Annotated in this window: 20 protein-coding genes, 1 pseudogene and 2 riboswitches; of the genes and pseudogenes, 9 read left to right on the forward strand and 12 right to left on the reverse strand. The window is 54.8% G+C overall.

Annotated elements, in window-relative coordinates:
- The first annotated feature begins 3 nt into the window (after nucleotides 1-3).
- Complete coding sequence (locus tag WJU16_RS07075; RefSeq protein WP_341837624.1) at nucleotides 4-1,557, forward strand: hypothetical protein; 1,554 nt, start codon at nucleotides 4-6, stop codon at nucleotides 1,555-1,557.
- A gap of 60 nt (nucleotides 1,558-1,617) precedes the next feature.
- Here the strand turns inward: WJU16_RS07075 and WJU16_RS07080 are convergent, their stop codons facing one another.
- From WJU16_RS07080 to WJU16_RS07100, 5 genes are all read right to left on the reverse strand, one after another.
- Complete coding sequence (locus WJU16_RS07080; protein WP_341837625.1) at nucleotides 1,618-3,282, reverse strand: RagB/SusD family nutrient uptake outer membrane protein; 1,665 nt, start codon at nucleotides 3,280-3,282, stop codon at nucleotides 1,618-1,620.
- 36 nt (nucleotides 3,283-3,318) lie between these two features.
- Entirely contained in the window at nucleotides 3,319-6,477 is a 3,159-nt protein-coding gene (locus WJU16_RS07085; RefSeq protein ID WP_341837626.1) for a TonB-dependent receptor, read from the reverse strand.
- Nucleotides 6,477-6,752 (reverse strand): hypothetical protein, encoded by a 276-nt coding sequence (locus WJU16_RS07090; RefSeq protein WP_341837627.1) that lies wholly within the window; start codon nucleotides 6,750-6,752, stop codon nucleotides 6,477-6,479. Before WJU16_RS07090 ends, WJU16_RS07085 begins: the two co-directional genes overlap by 1 nt.
- Nucleotides 6,753-6,926: 174 nt before the next feature.
- Entirely contained in the window at nucleotides 6,927-7,994 is a 1,068-nt protein-coding gene (locus tag WJU16_RS07095; RefSeq protein WP_341837628.1) for a FecR domain-containing protein, read from the reverse strand.
- Nucleotides 7,995-8,079: 85 nt separating this feature from the next.
- Complete coding sequence (locus tag WJU16_RS07100; RefSeq protein WP_341837629.1) at nucleotides 8,080-8,640, reverse strand: RNA polymerase sigma-70 factor; 561 nt, start codon at nucleotides 8,638-8,640, stop codon at nucleotides 8,080-8,082.
- Nucleotides 8,641-9,082: 442 nt separating this feature from the next.
- Nucleotides 9,083-9,286: riboswitch (cobalamin riboswitch) on the forward strand.
- 133 nt (nucleotides 9,287-9,419) lie between these two features.
- Here WJU16_RS07100 and WJU16_RS07105 point away from each other — a divergent pair.
- The 3 genes from WJU16_RS07105 (at nucleotide 9,420) to WJU16_RS07115 (ending at nucleotide 13,644) form a co-directional block, all read left to right on the forward strand.
- Nucleotides 9,420-10,391, forward strand: coding sequence for a ribonucleoside-diphosphate reductase small subunit (locus WJU16_RS07105; RefSeq protein ID WP_341837630.1), 972 nt, complete (start codon nucleotides 9,420-9,422; stop codon nucleotides 10,389-10,391).
- Nucleotides 10,392-10,452: 61 nt separating this feature from the next.
- Nucleotides 10,453-12,825 carry a ribonucleoside-diphosphate reductase subunit alpha gene (locus WJU16_RS07110; RefSeq protein ID WP_341837631.1) on the forward strand — a complete coding sequence of 791 codons (2,373 nt, stop codon included), beginning with the start codon at nucleotides 10,453-10,455 and terminating at the stop codon, nucleotides 12,823-12,825.
- Nucleotides 12,826-13,026: 201 nt separating this feature from the next.
- Nucleotides 13,027-13,644, forward strand: coding sequence for a hypothetical protein (locus WJU16_RS07115; RefSeq protein WP_341837632.1), 618 nt, complete (start codon nucleotides 13,027-13,029; stop codon nucleotides 13,642-13,644).
- 31 nt (nucleotides 13,645-13,675) lie between these two features.
- Here the strand turns inward: WJU16_RS07115 and WJU16_RS07120 are convergent, their stop codons facing one another.
- Together WJU16_RS07120 and WJU16_RS07125 are read right to left on the reverse strand one after the other, a co-directional pair.
- Nucleotides 13,676-14,131: a TlpA disulfide reductase family protein gene (locus tag WJU16_RS07120; protein ID WP_341837633.1), complete on the reverse strand. Its 456-nt coding sequence runs from the start codon at nucleotides 14,129-14,131 to the stop codon at nucleotides 13,676-13,678.
- Complete coding sequence (locus WJU16_RS07125) at nucleotides 14,128-14,721, reverse strand: RNA methyltransferase (RefSeq protein ID WP_341837634.1); 594 nt, start codon at nucleotides 14,719-14,721, stop codon at nucleotides 14,128-14,130. The genes WJU16_RS07120 and WJU16_RS07125 overlap by 4 nt, the downstream gene beginning before the upstream one ends.
- Before the next feature lie 96 nt (nucleotides 14,722-14,817).
- Here WJU16_RS07125 and WJU16_RS07130 point away from each other — a divergent pair, with 96 nt between their 5' ends.
- Nucleotides 14,818-17,520 carry an AsmA-like C-terminal region-containing protein gene (locus WJU16_RS07130; RefSeq protein WP_341837635.1) on the forward strand — a complete coding sequence of 901 codons (2,703 nt, stop codon included), beginning with the start codon at nucleotides 14,818-14,820 and terminating at the stop codon, nucleotides 17,518-17,520.
- 48 nt (nucleotides 17,521-17,568) lie between these two features.
- Nucleotides 17,569-17,973: an SdpI family protein gene (locus WJU16_RS07135; protein WP_341837636.1), complete on the forward strand. Its 405-nt coding sequence runs from the start codon at nucleotides 17,569-17,571 to the stop codon at nucleotides 17,971-17,973.
- Between the two features lie 4 nt (nucleotides 17,974-17,977).
- On the opposite strand, the gene WJU16_RS07140 is transcribed toward WJU16_RS07135, so the two are convergent.
- The 3 genes from WJU16_RS07140 to WJU16_RS07150 all read right to left on the reverse strand — a co-directional run bounded on the left by WJU16_RS07140 (nucleotide 17,978) and on the right by WJU16_RS07150 (nucleotide 20,939).
- Nucleotides 17,978-18,883 (reverse strand): phosphodiester glycosidase family protein, encoded by a 906-nt coding sequence (locus WJU16_RS07140; RefSeq protein ID WP_341837637.1) that lies wholly within the window; start codon nucleotides 18,881-18,883, stop codon nucleotides 17,978-17,980.
- 304 nt (nucleotides 18,884-19,187) lie between these two features.
- Nucleotides 19,188-20,081: a lipoyl synthase gene (lipA, locus tag WJU16_RS07145; protein WP_341837638.1), complete on the reverse strand. Its 894-nt coding sequence runs from the start codon at nucleotides 20,079-20,081 to the stop codon at nucleotides 19,188-19,190.
- Nucleotides 20,082-20,111: 30 nt separating this feature from the next.
- The gene (locus WJU16_RS07150; RefSeq protein WP_341837639.1) at nucleotides 20,112-20,939 is read right to left on the reverse strand and encodes a hypothetical protein; all 828 of its coding nucleotides are present in this window, start codon (nucleotides 20,937-20,939) and stop codon (nucleotides 20,112-20,114) included.
- A 163-nt stretch (nucleotides 20,940-21,102) separates the two neighbouring features.
- Between WJU16_RS07150 and WJU16_RS07155 the strand changes: the two genes are divergently transcribed.
- Complete coding sequence (locus WJU16_RS07155; protein ID WP_341837640.1) at nucleotides 21,103-21,510, forward strand: OsmC family protein; 408 nt, start codon at nucleotides 21,103-21,105, stop codon at nucleotides 21,508-21,510.
- Nucleotides 21,511-21,601: 91 nt separating this feature from the next.
- Here WJU16_RS07155 and WJU16_RS07160 read toward each other — a convergent pair whose 3' ends face one another.
- Nucleotides 21,602-22,954, reverse strand: coding sequence for a DUF2851 family protein (locus WJU16_RS07160; RefSeq protein WP_341837641.1), 1,353 nt, complete (start codon nucleotides 22,952-22,954; stop codon nucleotides 21,602-21,604).
- A 122-nt stretch (nucleotides 22,955-23,076) separates the two neighbouring features.
- Nucleotides 23,077-23,191, forward strand: a riboswitch (SAM riboswitch).
- A gap of 214 nt (nucleotides 23,192-23,405) precedes the next feature.
- Between WJU16_RS07160 and WJU16_RS07165 the strand changes: the two are divergent.
- Together WJU16_RS07165 and WJU16_RS07170 are read left to right on the forward strand one after the other, a co-directional pair.
- Nucleotides 23,406-24,583: pseudogene (locus WJU16_RS07165) on the forward strand (trans-sulfuration enzyme family protein).
- A gap of 2 nt (nucleotides 24,584-24,585) precedes the next feature.
- Nucleotides 24,586-25,770, forward strand: a complete 1,185-nt coding sequence (locus WJU16_RS07170) for a homoserine dehydrogenase (RefSeq protein ID WP_341837642.1) — start codon at nucleotides 24,586-24,588, stop codon at nucleotides 25,768-25,770.
- 75 nt (nucleotides 25,771-25,845) lie between these two features.
- On the opposite strand, the gene WJU16_RS07175 is transcribed toward WJU16_RS07170, so the two are convergent.
- Nucleotides 25,846-26,643 carry a hypothetical protein gene (locus WJU16_RS07175; protein WP_341837643.1) on the reverse strand — a complete coding sequence of 266 codons (798 nt, stop codon included), beginning with the start codon at nucleotides 26,641-26,643 and terminating at the stop codon, nucleotides 25,846-25,848.
- Between the last annotated feature and the right edge of the window lie 153 nt (nucleotides 26,644-26,796).

Here is a 26,796-nt window from a genome sequence, read left to right on the forward strand (position 1 = left end):
ACGATGTCCAACACGCAGAACGATGCCCTGTTCATATTGATAAAAACGCTTACAAAAGCAGAAAAAAGGAACTTCCAGCTCGCTTTTAACCGGGACAACACGAAAGAAGACGTACTTTTCATACAGCTGTTCAACGCGCTCGACAAAATGAAGGAATACGACGATGAGCAGATCCTCCGCCGTGTGCCCGACATTAAAAAGCAGCAGCTCAGCAACATCAAAGCCCATCTTTACAAACACCTCCTCACCACCCTCCGCCTGCTGTACAAAACCAAAGACGCGCTCATCGAGCTGCGGGAACAACTGGATTACGCCAGGGTATTGTACAACAAGGGGTTATATCATCAAAGCCTGAAAATCCTCGCCAAAGCCAAAGTATCGGCCCGCGAACAGGAAGAAGTCATGCTTTATTTCGAGATCGTGGAATTCGAAAAACTTATCGAAACCCGGCATATCACCCGCAGCCTCGACAACCGCGCCGAAGAGCTGTCCGACGAAAGCCGCCTCATCAACGAGCAGCTCAACAACGTTTCCCGCCTTTCCACCCTTGCCCTCCGCATGTACGGCCTTTATCTCAAACTCGGCCACGCCCGCGACGAGAAAGATACCCTCATGCTCAAATCCTTCTTCGAAACAAATCTGCCGCCCGTGCAGCGGAGCCAGATGAGTTTCTATGAGCGCATCTACCTCTACCAGGCTTATTGCTGGTATTACTACATCCTCCAGGACTTCGTCATGTATTACCGGTACACCCAGAAATGGGTGGATCTTTTCAGCGAATATCCCAACCTGAAGGAAACGGATGTGGACCTTTACATCAAGGCGATGCACAACCTGCTCACCGCGCACTTCCATACTATGAACCACGACAAGTTCACGGAAGTACTGCAGATAATGGAGGATTTTATTACGGAAAAAGAAGAAGCCCTCAACGAAAACACCCGCACCAACGCGTTCGTGTACCTGTATACCGGCAAGATCAACCGGCACTTCCTGGACGGCACTTTCTCGGAAGGACTGAAACTGGTGGCCGAAGTGGAGGAAAAGATCAGCGAGCACCAACTGACGGTGGACCAGCACCGCGTGCTTGTGTTCTACTACAAAATCGCCTGTTTGTATTTCGGCAGCGGCGATAATGACAATGCCATCATCTATCTCAATAAGATCATCCAGCTCAGGATCGGCAACCTCCGGGCCGACATTCAGTGTTTCGCGCGGATCCTGCATCTGATCGCGCATTACGAGCTGGAGAATTACAGCCTGGTGGAATATCTCATCAAATCTGTGTACCACTTCATCGCCAAGAACAAAGACCTTAGCCTGGTGATGGAAGAAATTCTGAAGTTTTTGCGGAAGAACATGTACGCTAACCCGCGCGCGCTCCGCACCGCATTCCGCGACCTGAAAGGCCGGCTGGAAGTGATTGCGAAGAATCCCTACGAGCGCCGCAGTTACCTGTACCTGGATATCGTCAGCTGGCTGGAAAGCAAGATCGAAGGCATCCCCGTGCAGGAGGTCATCCAGCAGAAATTCAGGAACAAGGTGCCGAGGATTTAAGGCATGAAAAAGGGGCCGGAGCCCCCTTCGTCGTTTTTATTACTTTCCTTACTTACCGGATTACCAGCCCGTATTCTGCGGTTTCAGCTGCGGATTCAGGTTCATTTCCTGCAAGGGCAGCGGGTAGAGATAGAGTTTGTCGTGCCAGGTGCGGTTGGTGATATCGGTGTACACGCGGATGTGTTCGTCCGCATCCACCTGGATACCGGCCACCTGTGATGCGGGGTACTGCGCGCGCAGTGCGTCCGTCAGTTTCATACCCACAATCGTTTTCGGATTGTTGATGAGCGTTCCGGCTTTCCAGCGGATGATATCGTCGAAACGGAATCCTTCCTGCGCCAGTTCCACCCGGCGTTCGCGGCGGATTTCGTCGAGGAGGACGGGCAGCGTGGGGAAGATGGAGTTGGGATCTTTCTGCAGTGTGGCGATCTTCATGTGCGGCATACCCACGCGGTCGCGGATTTTGTTGATGGTTTGATCGATCACCGCCTGGGAGGCTTCGCCCAGCTCAGCTTTGGCTTCTGCAAAAATCAGCAGCGTTTCGGCGTAGCGGATGATGAAGAGATCCAGGGTGGATTGATTGGCGACCCACTGCACGGGGTCCGGGCTTTTATACTTGGCGCTGGCGTAGCCGGTGGTAATGGCGGGGATGCGCGGAAGCGTCACCCGGTCGGCGGTACCGTCGGCATTCTGCGATACCACGTAATCGCGGGTAACGATGAGCTGCTGATAGCGCGGATCGCGGTTGGTGCGCTCCAGTTCAGGCGTTTCATCGCCCTGGTAACGCGCGCTCAGGCCGATGGGCAGCCCGTCGTCGCATAAAATCCCTTCCACGAAATCCTTGCTGTAACTGGGCCAGATATCGCTGATCTGACGGGTCGTATTGTGCATCGACTGGTCTTTCACGTACCGGCGTGGCCACACCGCTTCCCTATTGCCGCGAAGCTCTTCCTGCAGGAACAGGTTCACATAATCTTTCGCGGGATTGCCATTGGACCAAATCGCGTAATTGCCGGTGTTGATCACGGCTTCAGCTGCGTTGGCGGCTTCACGGAGCCATTCGGTGGCGCCGGCAAGGCCGCGGGATTTGCGGTAAGAGCCTTCCCAGAGACAGATGCGGGCCTTCAGGGCATTGGCGATGTCTTTATTGACGCGATCCTGCTCCGCGCTGGCCGGAACGGGCAGGTTGGCCACGGCGTAGTTCAGGTCTTTGAGCACGGTGTCCATTACGGTGCCGCGGGGCGTGCGGGGCGCGAAGAGCTCGGGCGAATTCTCGTTGAGGTCGCCGCCAAACCAGGTCACGTCGCCGAACTGCACTACTTTCCGCCACCAGAGGTAAGCGCGGAACATCTTCACTTCCCCGGCATACTTGGCTTTCACTTCCGCCGGCGCGTCGGCTCTTTCATAACGGGCGAGGAAGTAATTGGCCTCGCGCTCGTTGGTCCAGGTCCAGCCGCCGCCGGTGTTCGGAATGGTATATTGGCCGGCCAGGAACGTGTTGCGGTCGCGGGGCACGAAGTTATCGGAATTATTGTCGCTGTTAAATGTCTGCGCGGGCACCAGTGTGTAGAAACGGTTCGCGTAGATACGGAGGTCGTTCTCGTTTTTGAAGTACGTGGCATCACTGAGACGGTCCTGTGGAAGACGGTCCAGGAAATTGTCATTGCAGGCTGCGCCAAAAACGAGGGCGAGCATGGCGGAGGATATGACGCGTGTCTTTTTCATTTCATGCTGATTTAAGATCAAAGAATTCATCAACGATTACAGTCCCAGTTGAAGGCCGAAAGCAATAGTGCGGCTCAGCGGATAGCTTTGCGCGCCCAGCAGTTCGGGATCGAACGCTTTGTGCATTTTGGTGATGGTAAAGAGGTTCTGGCCGGTCGCAAATACGCGCAAACGCTGGATCCTGGCGACACGTAACCATTCGGCCGGGAAAGTGTAACCCAGTGTCACCTGCTTCAGCCGTGCATATGCCGCATTTTGCAGGTATTTGGACTGCACCTGGAAGTTGCCGCCGCCTTCGAAGCGCAGGCGGGGGTAATAAGCATTCGTATTGTCGGGGCGCCAGTAATCGGTATGGTACTCCATGGGAACTGACCACTCGCTCGTCAATCCCCAGAAATAAGCGCCGTCTACCCAATAATCGCGCTTGCCCACGCCTTGTACGAACGCCGTCAGGTCGAATCCCTTGTACGCTACGCCCAGGTTCACGCCGTAGGTGTAACGGGGCGTATTATTACCGATCACCTTCCGGTCGCCGGGGTCTGTCAGCGTACTGCTACCCCGGTCGATCCGCTGGTTGCCATCAAGGTCCTTGTAACGGATATCGCCTGCGAGCCATTTGCCGGACCAGATTTGCGACTGCTGAGCTTTGGCCGCATCGTCGCCGGAAGTAAAGAACCCGTCGGTCTCAAATCCCCATATCTCACCCCACTTCTCTCCCACATAACGATCGCCGATGTTGCCGTTGGGATTGTTTTCGTAGCGGGTAATTTCCGCCTGTGCATCGGCCATAACGAGCGACACGTTATAGCGGACTTCGCTGCCGATTTTATCCTTCCATCCCAGCGCAACTTCCCAACCTTTGTTCATCAGGTCCGCGGCGTTGCGGGAAGGCGACGGTGTGCCCAGCAATGCGGGCAGCAGCCGCCCTGCAGTGATCATATCGGTCGTTTTGCGGCGGTACACGTCCACCGATGCTGTCAGCCTGTCGCGCAGCGCGGTAACATCGAGGCCGAAGTTCAGCGTCGTCACTTTCTCCCAGGTGAAGTCGGCGCTCACCAGCGCCGGGGCGCCCACGATCACGCCCGGGTTGTTCCCGAACAGGTAAGCAGTGGTGCCGGTGGGCATGAAGGTGATATACGGATAAGGATTGTTGCTCAGCTGGTTGGGCAACGTGCCGTAGGACGCGCGCAGCTTCAGGTCGTTGATCCAGGATTTGGCGCTTGCGAAGAAATTCTCTTCAGACACGCGCCAGGCGGCGGATACGGAAGGCGAAAACACATTCCGCTTGCCACGTGCATATCGCGAAGTGCCATCGTAACGGCCGGTCAGCTGCAGCAGGTATTTTTCCTTGAAATCATAGTTGGCGCGGAAGAACCCGCCGCGAACCGCCCATTCCGACATGCTGTTGCCGACCGATAGCGAAGTGGCGGTAGGATCGTTCAGTGGCGTGAGGCTTTCCATTGTGGGATCAATCTGGTTGCGGCCGGTAGCGCTGAAGGAAAGGTTTTTCTTCATCTCTTCGTTGTAACCCGCCATCAGCTTCAGGTTGTGGTTGCGCGCGAAGGTAGTGAAGTATTCCGTGTACAGGTTGATAGCGTGGTAGCCGTCGTTCGCAGCGCTGCGGATCAGCCTGTCCGGATTGGTCCAGGGATAAGTACCGATCAGCCTTCCGTCTACCCCATATTCCTTGAATGCTTTGTAATGGATGCTTCTGCCGGCGCCGTAATTATTCCAGGTCAGGTCGCCGATCACGCGGAGGTTGCGAAGCAGTTTCACGGTAAACCCACCCGTCAGCCAGATATCGGTTTTATTTTCCTTCACGCGGCCATTCTCCGCCATCACGGCAAAGGGGTTGGTGAAGCTGCCTTGTCCAGCCCAATTGCCATCCGGGTGCCGGATCGGCATGATGGGACGGAGGTCGCTGGAGATGAATGGAAAATCGTTCACGCTGCTTTCGGCGAACTGCGTTGCGTTGGGTGTATTGTAGTCGGAGCGGTTTAGTGCGGCCTTGAAATTCAGGTCGAGCCAGGAAGTGGCTTCCGCATTGAGCCGCAGCGAAGCGTTATAACGGTTGTAGGTTTGGTTGGCGGCTTTGATGAGACCGTCTTGTTTGAGGTAGCCCAGGCTGGCCACGTAGGAGATTTTGCCGGAGCCGCCGCTGAGGGAGAAAGAGTTGTCCCACATGGGCGCCCAACCGGGATAAAGCTCGTCGAGCCAGTCGGTGTTGCCTACGTAACGGTATTTGTTCGGATTATTGGGGTCGACGTAAACGGTTGGATTATTGGCCGGATCGCGGAAATACGCTTCCGCGCGGATGGAATCTTCCACGGTAAAGGGTTCGGAAGAAGTACGCCCACCGTCTGCGCCTGTCCTGTCCGCTTCGCGGAACATGCGGATGTAATCAACGGAGTTGATGTATTTGGGCATGTAGGTAGGCTTGTTGAAGGAGTAGGTGCTGTTGAACGACAGCCGCATGGGCTGGTGTTTGCCCGGGTTCTTGGTAGTGATGAGGATCACACCGTTGGCGGCGCGGGAACCATAGATGGCGGCGGAACCTGCATCTTTGAGGACGGTCACGCTTTGCACATCTGCGGGGTTGATGAGGTTGGGGTCCATCACCACACCGTCGACCAGCACAAGCGGTGCGTCATTGCCGCTGTTGATGGAACCGGTTCCGCGGATATTGAAAGTGGCTCCCCTGCCGGGGGCGCCGTTGTTCATGTTGACATTGAGGTTAGGAACCACGCCCTGCAAGCCTTGCGCGAGGTTCACGAGGGGCCGGCTTTCCAGTACTTCGCCGCCCACCGAAGCCACGGCCCCGGTGAGGTTCGCTTTTTTCTGGGTGCCATAACCGACCACGAGCACTTCCTGCAGGCCCGATACGTCGGCTTCCATCACGATGTTGATCTCGTCTTTTCCCGCCACGGGCACCTCCATTTTCTTGAAGCCCATCATGCTGATCACGAGCACGTCGGAGTTGTTGGCTTCGATCTCGAAGTTCCCTTCCGCATCGGAAGCCACACCTTTGGTGGTGCCCTTGATGACGATGGTGGCGCCGGGCACGGGGCCACCCTTGTTATCCGTGAGCCGGCCTTTCACGCGCTTGTATTGCTTGGCGTCGAGGTCGTTGCCGAGGACCACCAGCCGGTCGTCCATCACGCGGTAGCGCATGCTGTTGGCCAGTACGAGCTTCATTACTTCCGGCAGCGTGCCGTTGGAAACGTTGAGCGATACCGGCGGGAGTTTGCGGAGATCGTCGCTGTTATAAAAAAGCGGTACGACGTTTTCAGCTCGATCATGGAGAGCACCTGGCTCACCGGCAGCTTTTCTGCCCGTACGCTGATACGTTTCTGCGAATAAACGCCGGCGTGCACCTGCAGGAAGAGACACGTCAGCACAAGGCTCATCTTCATGATCAGCAAAAGTTGATACAACCGCCGGTTGGCAGTGCATTGTGTAAATAATTTCATAGATTTGATTGTTAAGTTCAGGCAATAGGAAACCCGTTGAAATCCAAAGCAGACGGATTTCCTGCATACTTATCTGGCGGGGAACGTTGGCGCGTTTCCCGTTTTTTATTTCCTGAAGGTCAGGATCGTAAGGCGGTGGAAACTGGTGTGTCGAGCATTGTAGTCAGTTTAAGTTTAGTAAATGATGATTTTGGTCGCGGATATTTTGTATCTGATGGGTCGGATTGTTGTGAGAATTTCGAGGATCTGGTCCACTGGTTCATTCTCCACGCTGCCGGTAAACCGGGCCTGTTTGAGGGCATCGTCCCGTATTTCCACTTCCACGTTGTACCATCTTTCGAGCCTGCGGGCGAGGGATTCGAGGGGCTCGTCGTTGAATACGAGCCGGTTTTCGACCCAGGCGCCTGCTGTCAGGGAGCTGTCGCGGCTATCGGTATCCGCGGCTGTAAGCGCCACTTCCGGCAATCCCGGATCACTGTCGGGATGCGTTGCCGGCAAAGCGGACACCGGTTCCGGGAGTGTATGCTGCACGGCCAGTTTCTGCCGCGGCGCCAGCATATAGCTTTTCCCGTCTTTTTTCACCATTACTTCCACCTTCCCCGAAATGAGCGTGGTTTCCGTCGTGGATTCTGAATCGTAGGCCTGGAGGTTGAATTCCGTGCCCAGCACGCGGACTTCCACCGCGTTGGTGGTTACAATAAACGGATGTTCGGCGTTTTTCACCACTTTGAAATATCCTTCCCCGTTGAGGCGCACATGGCGTACGCCGTTGCGGAAACCCTCCGTGTAAGAAAGGGAGCTGCCCGCATTGAGGATCACCTCGGTGCCATCGGGCAGGGTGAGCTTTGATTTACTGCCTTTGCGCGTTTGCACGGTGCTCCATCCCTTTTCATCCTGCTGCCCCTGCCCTGTCCAGAACCAGATACCGGCGCACACGGCGGCGGCAAGTGGTATCGCCGCCAGCCACAACCTCCTGCGGCGGGGCGGCTCGGGAAACGCGTCGGACATGGCAGGCTCAGGCTCCTCGCCGGCGGCGGCAAATATCCGCCCCAGCATCTCTTCATTCCGCTCCTGCGATTGCCTTTCCCTGCTGCGGAACTGCAAAGCGCCCAGCATCTCGTACTGCCGCGCCGCATCCGGAAACTGCTTTTTCAGCATTTCCATATCCAGCCGTTCCTTGTCGGTAAGCCTGCCCGACAGTTCCCTGCCGAATAATTCCCAAAGCTTTTGTTCTTGTTCCATGCTGGAAAAAATCAGGTGGTTATATAGTTAGACACAGATTTCCGGCCGTCCAGTTAAGACAGTCGGAAATTTTTTTAAAAAATAATTATTTGCGCGCAAGTGGTAAGCGGAATGGTTTACGCAGGTCGATGGCCGACCCCAGTTTCTTCAGCGCGATGGTGATCTGGGCGTTCACCGTATTGATGGATATATCGAGTACTTCCGCCACTTCGCGGTACGAAAGGCCGTCTTCCTTCACCAGTTTGAAAATAAGCCGGCAGCGCAGCGGCAGTTCATTGACCGCCTGCTCGATCTGGCGCAGGTTTTCGCGGCTGATGAGGGATTCTTCGGGAGATACGACGCAGGGCATGAGCGTGGCGTGCTGGTCTTCCAGCTCTTCGTAAGGAATAACGGAACGGGAGGTGTGGTTCAGGGCGGTATTGCGGACTGCGGTGTAAAGGTATGTTTGGAAGTAATGGATGTCCAGGAGGCGGGCGCGTTGTTGCCAGAGTTTGACGAACACATCGGCCACTACTTCTTCGGCTTCTTCGCGGGAGCGCACGAGGGCGGTGGCGAAATAAATGAGGCGGTCGCTGTAATAGGAAAAGAGCTGGCCGAAAGCCAACTGGTCACTGTTCTTCGCGATTCTTTCCAACAACTGCTCCATCCGCGGAATTTAATAACGTAGATATGCAAGTTACGGGACGAAGCGACGCATTCCTGATATGATCTTCACATTGAAATCCTGTTTTTTCACCATATTGCTGTCCGTTCTTTATGCAAGCGATTGCAAATGAGGACTCCTGTCGTTATACTTCCGGTTGCGGTCATACGAAGCCTTTTGGGATTCAAAAAGAATACTTATTTCTGACTATGTACAAAATATTGGTTTCCAATCTCCGGAACGACAAACATTTATCCTGCGTTAATATGTGCCAGCAAATCAACACATTGTGCTTAATCTTTATACCAAAAACCTGCTTTTAGATGTGTAAAAGCCGCTGAATGGCTACCCTGCGCGATTTCCAAAGTTGTTCAGTTCTTTATCCACATATGGGGGTAACTTATGAGTTTGTTCAGGGGGTTTGATCATTACATTTGCACACAGTTCTTGACAACGTTGTGCTGGCTTCCGAACGTTTCCGACGAAAGGAATTAAAAGGGAACTGTGTGAGAATCACGGGCAGACGCGCTACTGTAACCCCCTGTAATGCCGGTTTCTTCAAACTGCCACTGCTTCGCCTCAAAACGGAGCGGGAAGGCCCGCCCGGCAAGGGATAGCCAGGAGACCTGCCAGCACATCGGACAACGTCATAACCTTCGCGATTCAAGGTATTGGCTGATGGCCCCTGCTACCTTCCTTACGAGGATAACGGACCTCCGTCACCCTTCGAATCACGTTCAATATTGGCAACTATAACTGGTTAACCATATAAAAAAAATTGTATGAATAACGAGAACGAGATACTACTGAAGGAAAACAAAGACAGGTTCGTACTCCTGCCTATCAACTACCCCGCCATCTGGGAACAGTACAAACGCCACGAAGCCAGCTTCTGGACCGCCGAGGAAATCGACCTGTCGGGCGACCTGGCCGACTGGGCCAAACTGAACGACGGCGAACGCCACTTCATCACCCACGTACTGGCATTCTTCGCCGCGTCCGACGGGATCGTGAACGAGAACCTGGCCGTTAACTTCATGAGCGAAGTGCAGATCCCCGAAGCCCGCTGCTTCTATGGTTTCCAGATCATGATGGAAAACATCCACTCCGAAACCTATGCCCTGCTCATCGATACATATGTGAAAGACCCCGTTGAAAAGGATCGTCTTTTCCACGCCATAGAAACCGTGCCGGCCGTGAAGAAAAAAGCCGAATGGGCCCTCCGCTGGATCGAGAACGGCACCTTCGCGGAACGCCTCGTGGCATTCGCCGCCGTGGAAGGCATCTTCTTCTCCGGCTCCTTCTGCTCCATCTTCTGGTTGAAAAAACGCGGCCTCATGCCCGGGCTCACCTTCTCCAACGAGCTGATCTCCCGCGACGAAGGCCTCCACTGCGAATTCGCCTGCCTGCTGTATTCCATGCTCGAAGGCAAAATGAGCGAAAAACAGGTACACGAAATCATCTCCGACGCCGTTTCCATCGAGAAAGAATTCATCACCGAAGCCCTCCCCGCAGCGCTCATCGGAATGAACGCCGATCTCATGAAACAATATATCGAATTCGTAGCCGACAGATGGCTCGTGGCACTCGGTTGCAGCAAAATCTACAACAGCGCCAACCCCTTCGATTTCATGGAAATGATCTCGCTCCAGGGCAAAACCAACTTCTTCGAAAAACGCGTGGGCGACTACCAGAAAGCCGGCGTAATGGGCGAAAAAGGAACACAAACCTTCAGCCTCGACGAAGATTTCTAGTCAATTCACATAACCTCAATCAGCCATATTCAATTTTTTCACCCACTAAATTCACCACACTATGTTCGTTATAAAAAGAGACGGCAGAAAAGAAACTGTCAAGTTCGACAAGATTACGGCAAGGGTAGAGAAGCTGTGTTACGGACTTGCGCCGGAATACGTTGATTCAATAGATGTAGCGAAGAAAGTGATCCAGGGATTGTATGACGGCGTTACCACCAGCGAGCTCGACAACCTCGCCGCGGAAACCGCAGCGTCCCTGACAACCAAGCACCCGGACTACGCGCAGCTCGCTTCCCGCATCGCGGTGAGCAACCTGCATAAAAATACTCTGAAGTCGTTCTCCAAAACGATGAAGAAACTGTACGAATATGTGGACCCCAAGACCGGTAAAAACGCCGGCCTGCTGGGCGACGACGTATGGGAGATCATCAAAAAGAACGCGGAGATCCTCGACTCCACCATCATTTACGACCGCGACTTCGCATTCGATTACTTCGGTTTCAAAACGCTGGAACGCTCTTACCTCCTGAAAGTGGACGGCAAGATCGCCGAGCGCCCGCAGCACATGTTCATGCGCGTGGCCGTTGGCATCCACAAAGAAGACATCGACTCCGCCATCAAAACTTACGAGCTGATGAGCGAGCGCTGGTTCACGCATGCCACGCCCACCCTGTTCAACGCCGGCACCCCCAAACCGCAGATGAGCTCCTGCTTCCTGCTGACCATGAAGGGCGACAGCATCGATGGCATTTACGACACCCTGAAGCAGACCGCCAAGATCTCCCAGAGCGCAGGCGGCATCGGCCTCAGCATCCATAACATCCGGGCTACCGGCTCCTACATCAGCGGTACCAACGGTACTTCCAACGGCATCATCCCCATGCTGCGCGTGTTCAACGACACCGCACGGTACGTGGACCAGGGCGGCGGCAAGCGCAAAGGCGCATTCGCCATCTACCTGGAGCCCTGGCACGCCGACGTGTTCGAGTTCCTGGACCTGCGCAAGAACCACGGTAAAGAAGAAATGCGCGCCCGCGACCTCTTCTACGCCCTCTGGATGCCCGACCTGTTCATGAAGCGCGTGGAAGAAAACGGCGACTGGAGCCTCTTCTGCCCTCATGAAGCACCCGGACTGGCCGATTGCTGGGGCGAGGAATTCGAGAAACTGTACGAAAAATACGAATCCGAAAACCGCCAGCGAAAAACCGTGAAGGCGCAGGATCTGTGGTTCGCTATCCTCGACGCACAAATCGAGACCGGCACGCCTTACCTGCTGTATAAAGACTCCGCCAACCGCAAGTCCAACCAGCAGAACCTGGGCACCATCAAATCCTCCAACCTCTGCACCGAGATCATCGAATACACCGCCGAAGACGAAGTCGCCGTGTGCAACCTCGCTTCCCTGGCGCTGCCCCGTTTCGTGATCGACGGCAAGTTCGACCACAAACGCCTGTATGATGTTACCTACCAGGCTACCATCAACCTGAACAGGATCATCGACCAGAATTATTACCCGGTAGATGAAGCCCGCAACTCCAACCTCCGCCACCGCCCCATCGGCCTCGGCGTGCAGGGCCTGGCCGACGCGTTCTTCCTCCTCCGTTATCCCTTCGAAAGCGAGCAGGCGCAACAGCTGAACAAAGAAATCTTTGAAACGATCTACTTCGCTTCGCTGACCGCTTCCAAAGACCTCGCCATCACTGAAGGTAAATACGCTTCCTACGAAGGATCGCCCATTTCCAAAGGCATCCTGCAATACGACATGTGGAACGTGCAGCCCTCCGACCGTTGGGACTGGACCGGCCTGAAAGCCGAAATCAAACAGCACGGCGTGCGCAACTCCCTGCTGCTGGCGCCCATGCCCACCGCTTCCACTTCCCAGATCCTGGGCAACAACGAGTGCTTCGAGCCATATACTTCCAACATCTACACCCGCCGCGTGCTGAGCGGAGAGTTCGTAGTGGTGAACAAACACCTGTTGAAAGACCTCGTGGAGCTCGGCCTGTGGGACAACGATATGAAGAACAAGATCATCGCGGCGAACGGCTCTATCCAGGGCATCCCCGAGATCCCTTCCAATATCAAGGAACTGTACAAAACCGTTTGGGAGATCAAGCAGCGTACGATCATCGACATGGCGGCCGACCGCGGCGCGTTCATCTGCCAGTCGCAATCCCTCAACCTGTTTGTAGACAAACCGTCCGCTTCCAAGCTCACTTCCATGCACTTCTACGCCTGGAAGAAAGGCCTCAAGACCGGTATGTACTACCTCCGTACCCAGGCTGCGGCACAAGCCGTTCAGTTTACGGTGGAAAAACAAGGCGGCCAGAACATGGTTCCCGTATTACCTGCCGAAGGCGGTTCCGAAATGGAAATCGTGGAAGGCGCGGTATGCACCATGGAAGAAGGTTGCGTAACTTGCAGCGCGTAAGTATTATTCATTGCAGATAATAAAACCAGGCCCGGGAGCTTTTGCTTCCGGGCTTTTTTTATCGTGATCATTTCACCCGGAGGCCCGTCATCCCGCATCCCCGGAATGTAATTCCACCTTCCTCCAACGGCAGTTAGCAACCGGTTACTTAGCCCCTGCCATCAAATCCGGTAATTTTCCAGCCCCAAACATTCAGCCATTATGTTACCTGAGAATTTAAGCGGGCTCAGCGATTTGTGGATCCTGAAAACCCTTTACCAGGGCGTCCGCAGTACGCACCCCTCGCTTGTAAAATGGATAGAAACGGATTTCGCTTCGGATGAAATCGACAATGAATTCGTGATGGACATGGTCCTTCATTCCCTGCAATTCCTCGAAGAAGCGCTGGTGCTATCGCCGGATGAGTCGCTTGTCCGCAACAGCGAGCCTGAGATCAGGGCGAGCCTCGCCGACATGGACATGGTCACCGTTTGGGTGAAAGACATCGGCACCGCCCGGAACCTCTACCGTTCAGAAGCCGCCATCAAATCCATTCACTGCCTGTACAAAACAATGGCCGCCTGCTTCTTCGAAAACCGGCAAAACTTCCCGCACGAAATCGCAGGAACAGCCCTGCTGGCCGCTTTCGCGGGAAGCGGGCTTGTAGTCGAAAGCACCGCGGCCAACATCACCGAATTGTTTGTCGACCGCGGGAAAGTAACGGTAAAGGATTGGGAAGAATGGCATGAGATCACCCGGGACGAGGGGCTCGACGATATCTTCAGCGCGTTTGTCCGGGAGATAGAAAAGAAAGCCCGGTTGCAGGGCGTGAAAAGATAAGTATAGAGATATGAATACGATTTGCCTGTAATTAATCCCGCAACGCCGCAACTTCCTTCATCACCGCCCCCTCGTCCATCGCGCCCTGGATAAATTTGCGATACTTTTTACCGGGATGGATGAACAACGTGGCCGGCAGGCTTCCTTTCCACTGCGCGTCGATCAGCGGGGCGTATTTGTTGGCATTGCTTTCCTCCATCCACCACACTTCACCGCTCAAACCGAGCTTGCTCACAAACGATTCGATCTGGTGCGGATAAGCTTCATCGAGATCCAGGCTCAGATACACGAATTGTATGCCGGGATTTTGCTTCGCCGCTTTTTCGAAATAAGGCAGCTCCTCCACGCATGGCGCGCACCAGGTAGCCCAGAGGTTCACCACCATCGGGGAATCCGTCCGGGCCAGACGCGCCTCCAGCTCCGCAGGACTTACGCGGGTGACGGCCGTCGCCATCCAAAGGCTCCATATGAAAAAACAGGTGCTCATAATTCTTCCACCGGGAATTTCCAGTGGGTCAGCAGCTCCAGCCGCCGCGCTTCGGGGAGCGACGGCGTATTGTATTGCCCCGCGGCATCCTTCTGCCGCATGGCTTCATATATACTGACAGCCGCCGCCACGGATATATTCAAGGATTTGATGATCCCCATCATCGGGATTACGAAATTACCATCCGCCGCCTTCCGGATATCTTCACTCACACCGGTTTGCTCGTTGCCGAATACCAGCGCGACAGACCCCGTGAAGTCGATATCGTACAGGCTTTTAGCGCCATCGGCCAGGTGTGTGGTGTAAATTTTATCGTACCGGGAACGGAGGGTCTCCACCAAACCGGTGGTATCATCGAATTCATGCACAGAGAGCCACTGGATGGCGCTCGATGAACTTTTGACGCCCCATTTTTTATGGCGGGGCAGTTTGGTGGTGAGCAGGTAAACGTCCTGGATGCCCACGGCGTCGCAGGTGCGCAGGACCGCCGACACGTTGTGGGGGTCTTCGACATTTTCCAGCACCACCGTAAGGTTGGCCTGACGTTTGTTAATTACCGATAAAAGCCGTTCTTTCCGTTCCGGTGTCATACCGTTATTTATATTTGTGTCAAAAATAACGAATTTAACTGCCGATATGGTCATTCAGATTATTTGCCAACGTTTAAATACCAATAACAACTTCCTATGAAACTCAAGAAGATACTGAAACGTGTCGGCATCGGGCTGCTCGTGCTTATTGCGATCCTGATCGCCATCCCGTATCTGTTCAAAAGCCAGATCATGTCGAAGGTCAAGGCTGAGCTGAACAAAAGCCTCAACGCCAAAGTGGATTTCAAAGACGTGGATATCAGCCTCTTCCGCCGGTTCCCGCGCCTGGCCGTGGCACTGGAAGAGCTCCAGGTCACCGGCGTGCAGCACTTTGAAGGCGATACCCTGCTGGCCGTGCGCCGGCTCGATATGGCGGTGGATCTCCTGTCAGCCATCAAAGGCGACAAGATCAACGTCCACAACGTTTCCCTGCAAGCGCCACGCATCTATGCCGTGGTGGATGAGGAAGGCCGCCCGAACTGGGACATCGTGAAACCCGACACCGCCACTACCGCCGGCCCCACAGATACCAGCAGCAGCGATTTCGCCTTCAGCCTGCAACAGTACAACATAGAGAATGCCGTCATCAAATACGATGACCACCAGGGCCATATGCACCTGGCCATCGCCGGGCTCAACCACAAAGGGAAAGGCGATTTCACGCAAGACAACTTTACCCTGTCGACCAGCACCACCGCCGCCGCGCTCAGCTTCGCGCAGGGCTTCATCCCCTACCTCCTCGACACCAAAGTGGAGATCCTCGCAGATGTGCAGATCGACAACAAAGCCGGCAAATACACCTTCAAGACCGATAACATCGCCATCAATAACCTGCGGCTCAGTACAGAAGGGTTCTTTCAGCTGCTGAACGACAGCGCGTACAACATGGATATCCGCTTCCAGGCGCCCAGTACGGATTTCAAAGACATCCTCTCGCTGGTGCCCGCCGTTTACAGCCAGGATTTCGCCAGCATCAAAACTTCCGGCGCCGCCACCCTCAACGGTTTCGTGAAAGGCATCTACGACGGCGACAAGATGCCCGCCTACGAAGTGCACCTCGGCATCAAAAACGGCTTCTTCCAATACCCCGATCTGCCTAAACCGGTGAAAAATATCCAGCTGGCGGTGAATGTCACCAACCCCGACGGCGTGCCCGACCATACCATCGTGGATGTGCCGCAGGCGCACCTGGAGATGGACGACAGCCCCGTGGATTTCCGCCTCATGATCAAAACGCCCGTTTCCGACCTCTACCTCGACGCCGCCGCCAAAGGCCGCCTCGACCTCGCCAAAGTGGCCCAGGTCGTGAAATTCGAGAAAGGCACCCAACTCTCCGGTATCCTCGATGCAGATCTGCAGGCCCGCGGCTACATGAGCGCCATCGAAAAGGAACAATACGAAACCTTCCACGCAGCGGGCAAAATATCCGTGGCTGATCTCGCATATAAAAGCAAAGACTACCCGGATGGGGTGAACGTGAACTCCATGCTCATGTCTTTCAACCCGAAAAACGTCACCGTTTCCGATTTCAAAGGGCATTATCTCGGCACGAACTTCAGCGCCAACGGCGAGGTGAATAATTTCCTCGCGTATGTCTTCCGCAACGATGCGTTGAATGGGCGCCTTTCCATGGAAGCCGACCAAATCAACCTGAATAAATGGATGGCCACCGGCGAAACTACGTCTCCGGCGCAAGCAGACACATTGGCCGCCGTACCGTTCGCCGTTCCCAACAATCTCGATTTTATCCTCCAGGCAAAATCAGGGAAAGTAATTTATGACAAACTCGATCTCAACAACCTCAACGGCACGCTCTACGTGCGCGACGAAGCCGTGATCATGAAAGACATAAAAGCCAACGCGCTCCAGGGTTCCATGAAAATAGACGGTTCCTATTCCACCAAAAACGACAAGAACAATCCAGATATCCTCATCTCCTACGACGTAAAAGAGCTGGATGTGCAGGAAACGTTCAAAACGTTCAATACCGTGCAGAAACTTATGCCCATCGGGCAGTTCCTCAGCGGAAAAATGAGCAGCCAGCTTACGATGACCGGCAAACTGGGCAAGGATATGTCACCTGTGCTAAATACCCTTACCGGCGACGGCAACCTGTTGCTGATACAGGGTTTCCTGAAGAAGTTCGCACCGATGGACCAGCTGGCCAACCAGCTGAACGTTTCCGCGCTGAAAGACATTTCCATCCGCGATATCAAAAACTATTTCGCCTTCCAGAACGGCAGGATGACCGTGAATCCCTTCCGCGTGAAGATGAACAACTTCAACATGCTCATCGGCGGTTCCCACGGTTTCGACCAAACGATGGATTACACCATGCAGCTCGCACTGCCCCGCGCATTGCTAGGCCAGCAGGGCAACAGCCTCGTGAACAATCTCGTGAAGCAAGCCAACAACAAAGGCATCCCCGTAAACGTGAGCGATACCGTGTATCTCAACGTATTACTGGGTGGCAATATCATGAAGCCTTCCGTGAAAACCGATCTGAAAGAAGCGGCCGGCAAGGCGGCGGAAAACCTGAAAGACCAGGCCACGGCCATGGTAAAAAGCAAAGCGGATTCCGCGCAAAAAACAATTAAAGATTCACTGAACCATGTGAAGAACGAAGCCGTGAACGCAGCGAAAGATGAACTGAAAAAGCAATTGCTCGGCGGGAAAGATTCCACCGGTTCCGGCGGCGGGCTGCAGGGCGCAGGCAAGGCGGCGGAAAAAACGTTGAACAATACCCTGAAAGGACTGATTAAACGCAAAAACACCGCAGCCGATTCAACAAAGAACTGAAATGATTTGTAATAGTAAGCGTGGCACAGTTTGTGCCGCGCTTTTTTTATGGACAGCATTTTACAAACCCCCTTCTGTAATGCCAGCTTGCTGGCCGGACTGCTGTTCCTGTTCATGGGCCACATGATCCGGCGATTTCCTCCACGCAGTATGAAAGCCTGGTACGGTTACCGTACTTTTTCCTCCACCATCAACCAGGACACCTGGGACGAAGGCAACCGCTACGCCGCGTATATCTCGCGGTGGCTCGGCTGGATACTGGTGCCGTTCGGGTTGTTGATGGGATGGATCTTTTCGCGGCAATCGGATTTGCTGCTCTATCTCACGATCACACCCGTGATCGTGGGTGCGCTGTTGCTGACGGGGATCACGGAATGGCACTTGTTGCAGCTATTTGATGAAGACGGCGCTCCCCGCAAAAAAAACGGCGGGAATGAGAAGCCCGCCGTGTAGTCCGTTATTTTTTACTGAGCACCAGTACCGCCGGCACTGGCCGTTGGCCCGCGGGGTCTGATGGCCTGATGGTATTCTGATCATTGACGTAAAGCGCCGAAGAGCCGCCGCCGTCGAGGTTGAGGGCTTCCACGCAGCCGAGGTCGGTGAATATCTTCGCCATTTCTTCGAAATTGGCGCCTTCCGCCACGCCTTTATTTCGCCCTTCAATCACCATGAGCAGAATGGTGCCATCAGGCCTGTAGCCTACCGCAGAGCGCGGGTGCAGCGCGGCGATGCTTTTTCCCATTCCTTCCTGTTCCCAGGTGATGTGCGGCTGCCCGTTCTGCACGAGCACGGGTCCGCCGCCTACCGCTTCCCGCATCTTCCATCGATGGGCGCCTGCGGGCGCGCTTTTCGTGGGTTCCACTTTTTCTACCGGCGCGCTGTAAGCATAGGGCGCGCGCTTCTTCCCGACGTTGTACACCCAGGCAATATCCGGCCGGCCTTTCCGGTCGATACCGAATGCGCCGCGGGTGACGTAGCGCTTCGGCGAAGCGTCGGGTGCGGGTTGGGGGTTTACGGCGAATACTTTCCCCTGCTTCACAACGATGTTAAGGTTGCTGTTGTCTTTGAAGGAGAAGAAAGTGGTGTTCATGATCGCCAGGGCGCCTGGCCCGATGATGCTATCGTACTGGGCGGGCGTAAACCGTTTGCCGGGGAAGGCTTCCACGGAAAGGCGGAGGTCTTTGGCGCCGGGGGCAATTTCGAGGTAGTACGCCCTGAAGGGCCGGCCGGATACGGGATCGGTGGTCTGGTAAACGCGGGCGCCCTCGGGGAGGCCTTCGTTATGCGCATTAGAGGGCTGCCAGCGCAATTGCGCCATCGTGGCGGCAGGGAGCATGGTCAGGAAAAGCAACAATCGTGTCATGGCAGAAAAATATATAATCCGGGTGGAAGATCGATGACCTGCAGGTTAAATTTCCGGGGGAATGTATATCGAATGTATATAAACAGGGGTAAAGAGGGGTAAAGGAAGGTTTAATGTATTGATATTCAGCACTAAACAGCACCCTACAGTATCTAGCTATATACCTTTACCCTACATTAACCCCTCATTAAACCTTAAGTAAACCCTGGGTAAGGGTACATTATACCTTTAGTAAGGGTTTTTCGGCGGCATTAAAAAACCCGGGGCGAGTGGCCCCGGGTTGGTATCAGGATGTCTGAATAGGTTACTTTCTTCCGCTGAAGATGTGTTTTTCAGCGTGGTAAGAGGAGCGGACGAGCGGGCCGGCTTCTACATAGTCGAGGCCGAGGCCATATCCGATCTCGCGGAGTTCCGCAAACTCATCGGGGTGTACAAAGCGTACCACCGGGAGGTGTTTGGGAGTAGGCTGGAGGTATTGGCCGAGGGTAACGACGTCGCAACCGTTGTCGTAGAGGTCGTGCATGGCTTGTACCACTTCTTCCTTCGTTTCGCCGAGGCCGAGCATGATACCGGATTTGGTGCGCATGCCGCCTTGTTTGAGCCGACGGATGACTTCCAGGCTACGGTGGTATTTGGCCTGGATGCGGACCTGCTTGGTGAGGCGCTCCACGGTTTCCAGGTTATGGGATACCACTTCGGGGGCGGCTTCGATGATCCTGTCCAGGTTTTCCCAGATGCCCCGGAAGTCGGGGATGAGGGTTTCCATGGTGGTTTCCGGGTTGAGGGCGCGAACGGCTTTGATGGTATTGGACCAGATGATGGAGCCGCCGTCTTTCAGTTCGTCGCGGTCAACGGAGGTGATCACCGCATGTTTCACTTTCATGAGGTAGATGGCTTCGGCCACGCGCTGGGGTTCGTCCCAATCCACTGGTTCCGGCCGGCCGGTGGCAACGGCGCAAAATCCGCAGGAGCGGGTGCAAACGTTGCCGAGAATCATGAAAGTGGCGGTGCCGGCACCCCAGCACTCTCCCATATTGGGACAGTTTCCGCTTTCGCAGATGGTATGAAGTTTATGGGTGTCTACGAGGTTCCTGACCTGCCTGTAGTTCTCTCCGATCGGCAGCTTTACACGCAGCCAGTCGGGCTTTTTCACTCTGGGCGCTGCCGGTTCGGCGGCGATTACGGGTAATTCTTGCATCGCAAATCCTTTCTTTAATAAAGTGCAAAGTTACTTATTCCAGCGTTTACCTAACTGCAAACCTACATAAGCGTTGAAAAAGAACGACTTACTATCGCCGTTGACCATGATTTGCACCTTTTTCGTGTAATATTCCGCATTTACCCCTACTTCCAGGGCGGAGATGATGTCGTTAAACTTGGCCCAGTCGAACCGGAAGCCCATTTTGGCGTGGAGGCCGGGGTTGAATTTTATTTCACCCCATCCCTTGGAGAACCCGCCGGCGCCGTAGATCATGTTTTTGTCCATGAAATCGTCCTTTGTTTCTTCCGTGTATTTCACGAAGTTCCGGGAATCGGGATTGCCGTCGGTATTCATGAGTTCCAGGTAGTAGGGTTTCATGAGGCCTGCGGAAATCCCGCCGTAGTAAATAGCGTTCACTTCCACCCCGTTTTTGTTGCCTTTCCCGCCGATGAGCCGCTTCTGGCCGATTCCCAGCTTTGCCTGGTAGAAATTATTCATTTTACCGTATACGAAAGGAGAAGTGCTGATGACAAAATTCGGCGTCTGCACAAAATTGGCGGAACGGTCTTGCTTGGGGTCTTTTTTCTCGGAGAATTCGAACTGGAAGAAGTTCACGGTCATGGCGCTTTTGCGGAAACCCATTTCCAGGAAACCGGTCCAGCCGTCCGTATTCAGCCTGAAGCCGCCGGAAAACTCACGGTTGTAAAGGTTTTCACCTTCTTCGATCTCGCGGAACAAAGAAATTTTGCGCAGCTTTTTCGCGTCCTTCTCCGCCTTCTTCGCAGATCGGTCGGATTGGGCATGCAATGCAAGGGAAGCCAGCAGGAGGAGTAGAAGTGTGTTGAATTTTTTCACCGTGTTGCGCTATTATTTTAAATTAAAACGCGGGATGTCGTTTTATGTTTTATTCCTATACAAACATACACAAATTTGTTCGTAGTTGGCCGCCGGCCCGCGATAGCCGGAAGAGGGATACAATCCTAAAAATACGCTTATTTTTACACCAAAAACCATCCACATGCAAATGGCAGCCATCCTTTACAACGGCGAACTCAGAACTACCGCTACCCACGTCCGCTCCGGCTCGGTGATCGAAACGGACGCACCGGTAGACAACAACGGCAAAGGCGAACGGTTTTCTCCCACCGACCTGGTGGCTTCCTCCCTCGGCTCCTGCATGCTCACCATCATGGGCATCAAAGCCCGCGACAAGGGCTGGAATATCGACGGCACGAAAGTCAGCATCGAAAAAATCATGGGCACCGAGCCCCGCAGGATCACCGGCGTGAAAGTTGTTTTCGATATGCCCGCATCCGCCGGGCTTGACGACACCGCCCGCAAAATCCTCGAAAACGCGGCGCTTACCTGCCCCGTGGCCAAAAGCCTCCATCCCGACATTAACCAGGACGTGACCTTCAACTGGTAATCCTGTAACGGATTCCCCCCGCGGCAGGTTACAACCTCCCGCCACGTTCCCGGACGAATACGGCCGCCCTCCGCGGGGCGGCTTTTTCGTGTCACCAATCATCTTCCTCCCCCTCGCCATCCCATCCCTGCCAGGCGGCTTCTCCCACGCGGCCGTTCACACCGCCTTCGAACCCCAACAGCTCCTTCCCCACCCGGCATTCCAGGCACTTTTTCTCGTCGCAATACTGCTGCCGCAGCTCCGTGAGCCCCTGCGATCCCGCGGCCGAACGGGCGATCACGGCTTCCTTCCGCCATCCCCGCATGATGCGGTTATCTTCCGGTTCCAGGGCCCGCCACAATGCCATCCCCCGCTCCTGCAGCGCTCCGTTGCGCAGCCAGGCGCCATAAGCATGGAGCAATGGCCCCACGGCATTGACCAGCAGCGCCTGCACGGACTGCCTGCCCATGGCCGCCGTGCGGACGGACGGTACGTCGAACCGGTAGTGGTTATCCCAATACCCGGAGGGCGCCGCGGTGAAAAGGGCCGCGAGCTCCCGGGCGCCGGGGCGGTCGAGCATGGCGGAAAACAAATGGGGCTCCTTGTGCAGGAGGGCCGCCAGGCATGCGACGCGCATGGTCGGGAACGAGGAAGGCCGCATGCGTAGCCAGTGCCAATCGTGCGGGGCCATGGGCATCAGCTGGTATTTACGCCGCAGGAAACGGTACTCATCGAGCAGCCGGCGGGGATAATCGTCGGCCGGATGCTCCGGCAGCAGCCCCGCCTGGCCGAAAAGCAGGGCTTCGAGCCCGAAGAGGCTATGGCGCTGGCGGGCCATGACGCTGAAGGGCGTGGCGGCGATGAGGGTACGGAAAGCTTCGGTATTGACCGGCATGCCGAAGCAGGACGCCACAGCGCGGAGGCACACTTCTTCCCAATTCGCGCGCGTTTGCTGCAGCCACCCGGTGAAAACCGCGGCTTTGCGCTCCATCCGCTGCGCGGTGAGCCGGGTCTGCCATTGCTCCCACAAGCCGTCGGGCACGCGGGCCAACAGGCGGGAACAGGGCAGCTCGTCGGCGCTGTCCATCAGCGCGCGGTAGCGCCGGAGGAGGAATTTGGGAATGCGCGGCTGCAGCTCCAGGACGGGAATGCCGATTTCGGGGCCGTCGTGCTCGAACACCACGTGGAGGATAACCCGGTCGTACAGCGGGTTGTACTGATGACCGTGGCGCCGCCAGTCGGAGCTGCGGTAATGCACTTCCACGTTGCCCGCCCAGAGCAGGGGGCCGATGCGGATCTGCGCGGCGGAAAAATCGGGGCCGGCGTGACGGTTGAGCTGGCCGGGGTGAATAATTTCCAGGGGCTCGCCGGAAACAGTAGCCAGGCCTTCCATATTGAACCTGCCGGAAAGCCAGATGAACTGCAGGAGGGATTCCGGGCAGAGCGGGTCAACAAACGGTTTCATGAAAATAATATTGAAATTCATTCAAAATATACCATAAAAAAGCAGGCGAAAACGAAAATCGGTGAAGAAGATTTGGAAAATTGGCCTTCCTGCCATTACCTTTGCGATCAGTTCTTAAAAATCACTTATCCAGAAAGGCAGAGGGTACTGGCCCGATGAAGCCTTAGCAACCAATTCCGCACACGTGCGGGAAAAAGGTGCTAATTCCGGCCCCGGATTTACGGGGAAAGATAAGTTGGCAGAGATTTTCCTTACAGCGCAGTACCTTACCGCGATATGCTCTTCCAACTCCCGGAAGGGCTTTTTTGTTTACATCTGACATAACGTGAATTTTTTGACCGGTTCATACCCTTGAACGTTACGGCCCCGCCGTTTCGTAAAAACAACGATCAACCATGAAACGCCGCCGGACGGGAATGCCGGGGGCGGAGCAAACAAAAATTGAACACAGATGAAACCATCTACGCAATTGATCCACAGCATCCCGGTAGATGAGCTCACCGGAGCGATCTCGGTGCCCATCTACCAAACGTCCACGTTTGTGCAGGAAAGCCCCGGGATCAACAAGGGCTTTGAATTCTCGCGGGCCAACAATCCCACGCGGAAAGTGCTGGAAGACCTCATCACCAGCCTCGAAGAAGGATACGCCGGATTCGGGTTCGCCAGCGGCATGGCCGCCATCGACGCCGTGCTGAAACTCCTCAAGTCGGGCGATGAGATCATGGCGGTGGAAGATACTTACGGAGGCATCTTCTCCATCTTCAACCACATGTTCGAGCGCTTCGGCATCAAGGTCAATTTCGTGGACATGAGCGACACCGATAAAGTGCTGGAAAAGATCACGCCCAAAACGAAGATCATCTGGCTCGAATCGCCCACCAATCCCACACTCAAAATCTCCGACATCAAATCCATCAGCAAGATCGCGCGGCAGCATAACATCCTGCTGGTGGTAGACAATACCTTCAGCACCCCCTGCTGCAAAAGCCCATCCCCCTCGGCGCCGATATCGTAATCCATTCCGCTTCCAAATATCTCGCCGGGCATACCGATGTGATCGCGGGGCTCGTGGTGGTGAACAATAAAGCGCTGGCCGACCAGGTACGCTTCAACCAGAACATTTCCGGCAGCATCCTCAGCCCCTTCGAAGCCTGGCTCACCATCCGCGGCATCGAAACGCTCCACCTGCGGCTGGAAAAACAGTGCGCCAACGCCATGGCCGTCGCCAACTGGCTTACCGCGCACCCGGCGGTGGACAAAGTATTCTATCCCGGCCTGGCCACGCACAAAAACCATCACATCGCCCGCAAACAGCAAAAAAGCTACGGCGGCATGATCAGTTTTTCGCTGAAAGATGACCTCATCAAGAACGCCATCCGCATCGTCAACGCCACCAAACTCTTCAAACTGGCCGAAAGCTTCGGCGGCGTGAAGAGCCTTCTGGCCCACCCCGTAACCATGACGCACCGCAATATTCCGGAAGAGTTCCGCCGCAAGGCAGGCCTCCAGGATTCCTGCATCCGCCTCTCGATCGGGATCGAAGACGCGGAAGACCTCATCAACGACCTTAAACAAGCTTTAGATAAACTTAACCAGCCTATCGGCAAACAAATTACCGTACTGCAATAAATATGGAACAGAAGACTATCAATCTCGGCATTTTCGGCTTCGGCTGCGTAGGCCAGGGCCTGTATGAAGTGCTGAACAGAACAAAAGGCATCAACGCCCGGATCAAGAAAATCTGCATCAAAGACCCGAACAAGCCGCGCCCGATCGACATGAGCTATTTCACGACGGATGCCAACGAAATACTCAACGATCCCACCATCGACGTGGTAGTGGAACTGATCAACGAAACCGAAGCCGCCTTCGAGATCGTGAGCACCGCCCTCCGCAACGGCAAAGCCGTAGTGAGCGCCTCCAAGCGCATGATCGCCGAAAATCTCCCCGCCCTTTACCAGCTGCAGGTGGAGAATAAAGTGCCCTTCCTCTACGAAGCTTCCAGCTGCGCCAGCATTCCCATCATCCGCAACCTGGAAGAGTACTACGACAACGACCTGCTCAACGCCGTGGAAGGCATCTGCAACGGTTCCACCAACTACATCCTCACCAAAATCTTCGAAGAGCACCTGAGCTTCGAAACCGCGCTCCAGCAAGCGCAGGACCTGGGCTTCGCCGAAACCGATCCCACCCTGGACGTAGAAGGTTACGACCCGAAATTCAAAATCGTTATCCTCCTGCTGCACGCCTTCGGCACTTTCGTGAAACCGGAAGAAGTGTTCAACTTCGGCATCAACCACCTGAACGATTTTGATATCAACTTCGCCCGCCAGCGCAATTGCACCATCAAACTGATCGCCAATTGCCGCCGCCAGAACGGCAGCGTAAACGCATACGTACTCCCCCACCTCATCCGCGAGCACAACCTGCTGTATGATGTGTACAACGAATACAACGGCGTATTGCTGGAATCGGCCTTCACCGACAAGCAATTCTTCGTAGGCAAAGGCGCGGGTGGTACCGCCACCGGTTCCGCCGTATTGAGCGACATCTCCGCCCTGCTGTACAACTACCGCTACGAATACAAGAAGATCAAACAGCAAAACCAACCCTCGTTCACCAACGACGTGCAGCTGAAAGTTTACCTTCGCTTCAAAAGCCCCGACCAGGTAGACCTCGCCTCCTTCTACAACATCTCGGAGAAATACGAATCGCCGGAATGCCGTTACGTAGTAGGCACCATCAACCTGCAGAAACTGAAAGAAGCCAAATGGCTGAAGAACAAAGACGTGAACCTGCTGGTGCTGGAAAATTAATTTTTCCCTATCGGATAATAAACAGGGCGGCGGAAGTTTGACTTTCCTCCGCCCTGTGTTTTTAGGAGCTAATTATTACAGCTGTTTTTGCTGATATACATAGTTTTTGGCGGAGTTTTCGGTGGCGGGAAGGGAGAAGTCTTCGTGCAGCCGCGTCATTCTTTCCAGGCGGCCTTCGCGTTGGTAGGAAGGGCCGTAGGTATTTCTCCAGCGCAGGTGCCCCGTGGCCGAGAAGCGCTCCTCCCGGATCAGTTCGTTGGCGCTGAGGGCGGGGAACTGGTGTTTCGTGTAAATGAAATAGAACCAGGGGTGGAAGGCGTTCGCCAATGCGGGCTGGCGGTTGTAAGTATAAACAGTGGTTTCCGTTAGTATGGCGGTTTCGCCATGCAGGTCGTAGCTGTCGCAGCGGGTAACGTTTTCACCTTCCCATTTCAGTTTGAACAGCTGGTTGCGGGCGCCCGCGTTCACGACGTGAAGCCCGGCGAGCCGAGGGCCGTCGTACACCAGGGAATCGTAGTCGGTGATGGTCCACTGGCCGGCATGGTCGAAATTGTGGTATTGGATGCGGGTGAGCTTGTCGCCGGAATACAGGTAGGATTTGTCGATCCGTTGTTGCTGGTTGAAAAAGAGGTAGGTGAACCGGGGCTTGCCGTTGCTCCAGCTGATGGCGGTGGAATCGGCCGCGCCGGATGAAAGGGTTGCCCAGGCAGAAGGCGCTCCGGCGGCGTTATAGTAAAAAACGGTGGTGTACCCCGAGCCTGCGATTTCCGTCAGTTTCCAAGCGGGGGTTGCGGGGCCGGGGGTGTTGTTTACTTCCTTCTTGCTGCATGCCGTCAGCGCTATCAGGAGCGTTGCGGGTAGCATTTTTTTCATAGGTGTCGGTTGTAGGTAACGCAGTTCTCTGTACAAGCCGGAACGATCAGCATCTTACGTTACCGGGACGAATGTATATAAATTATTTCGTATTTATCATGCCGTGTGGTGTTTGCAGCTATTTTCAGCATTTATACGTAGAAACAGACCGGT

Source organism: Chitinophaga pollutisoli (assembly GCF_038396755.1).
GTDB classification, from domain to species: Bacteria; Bacteroidota; Bacteroidia; order Chitinophagales; family Chitinophagaceae; genus Chitinophaga; species Chitinophaga pollutisoli.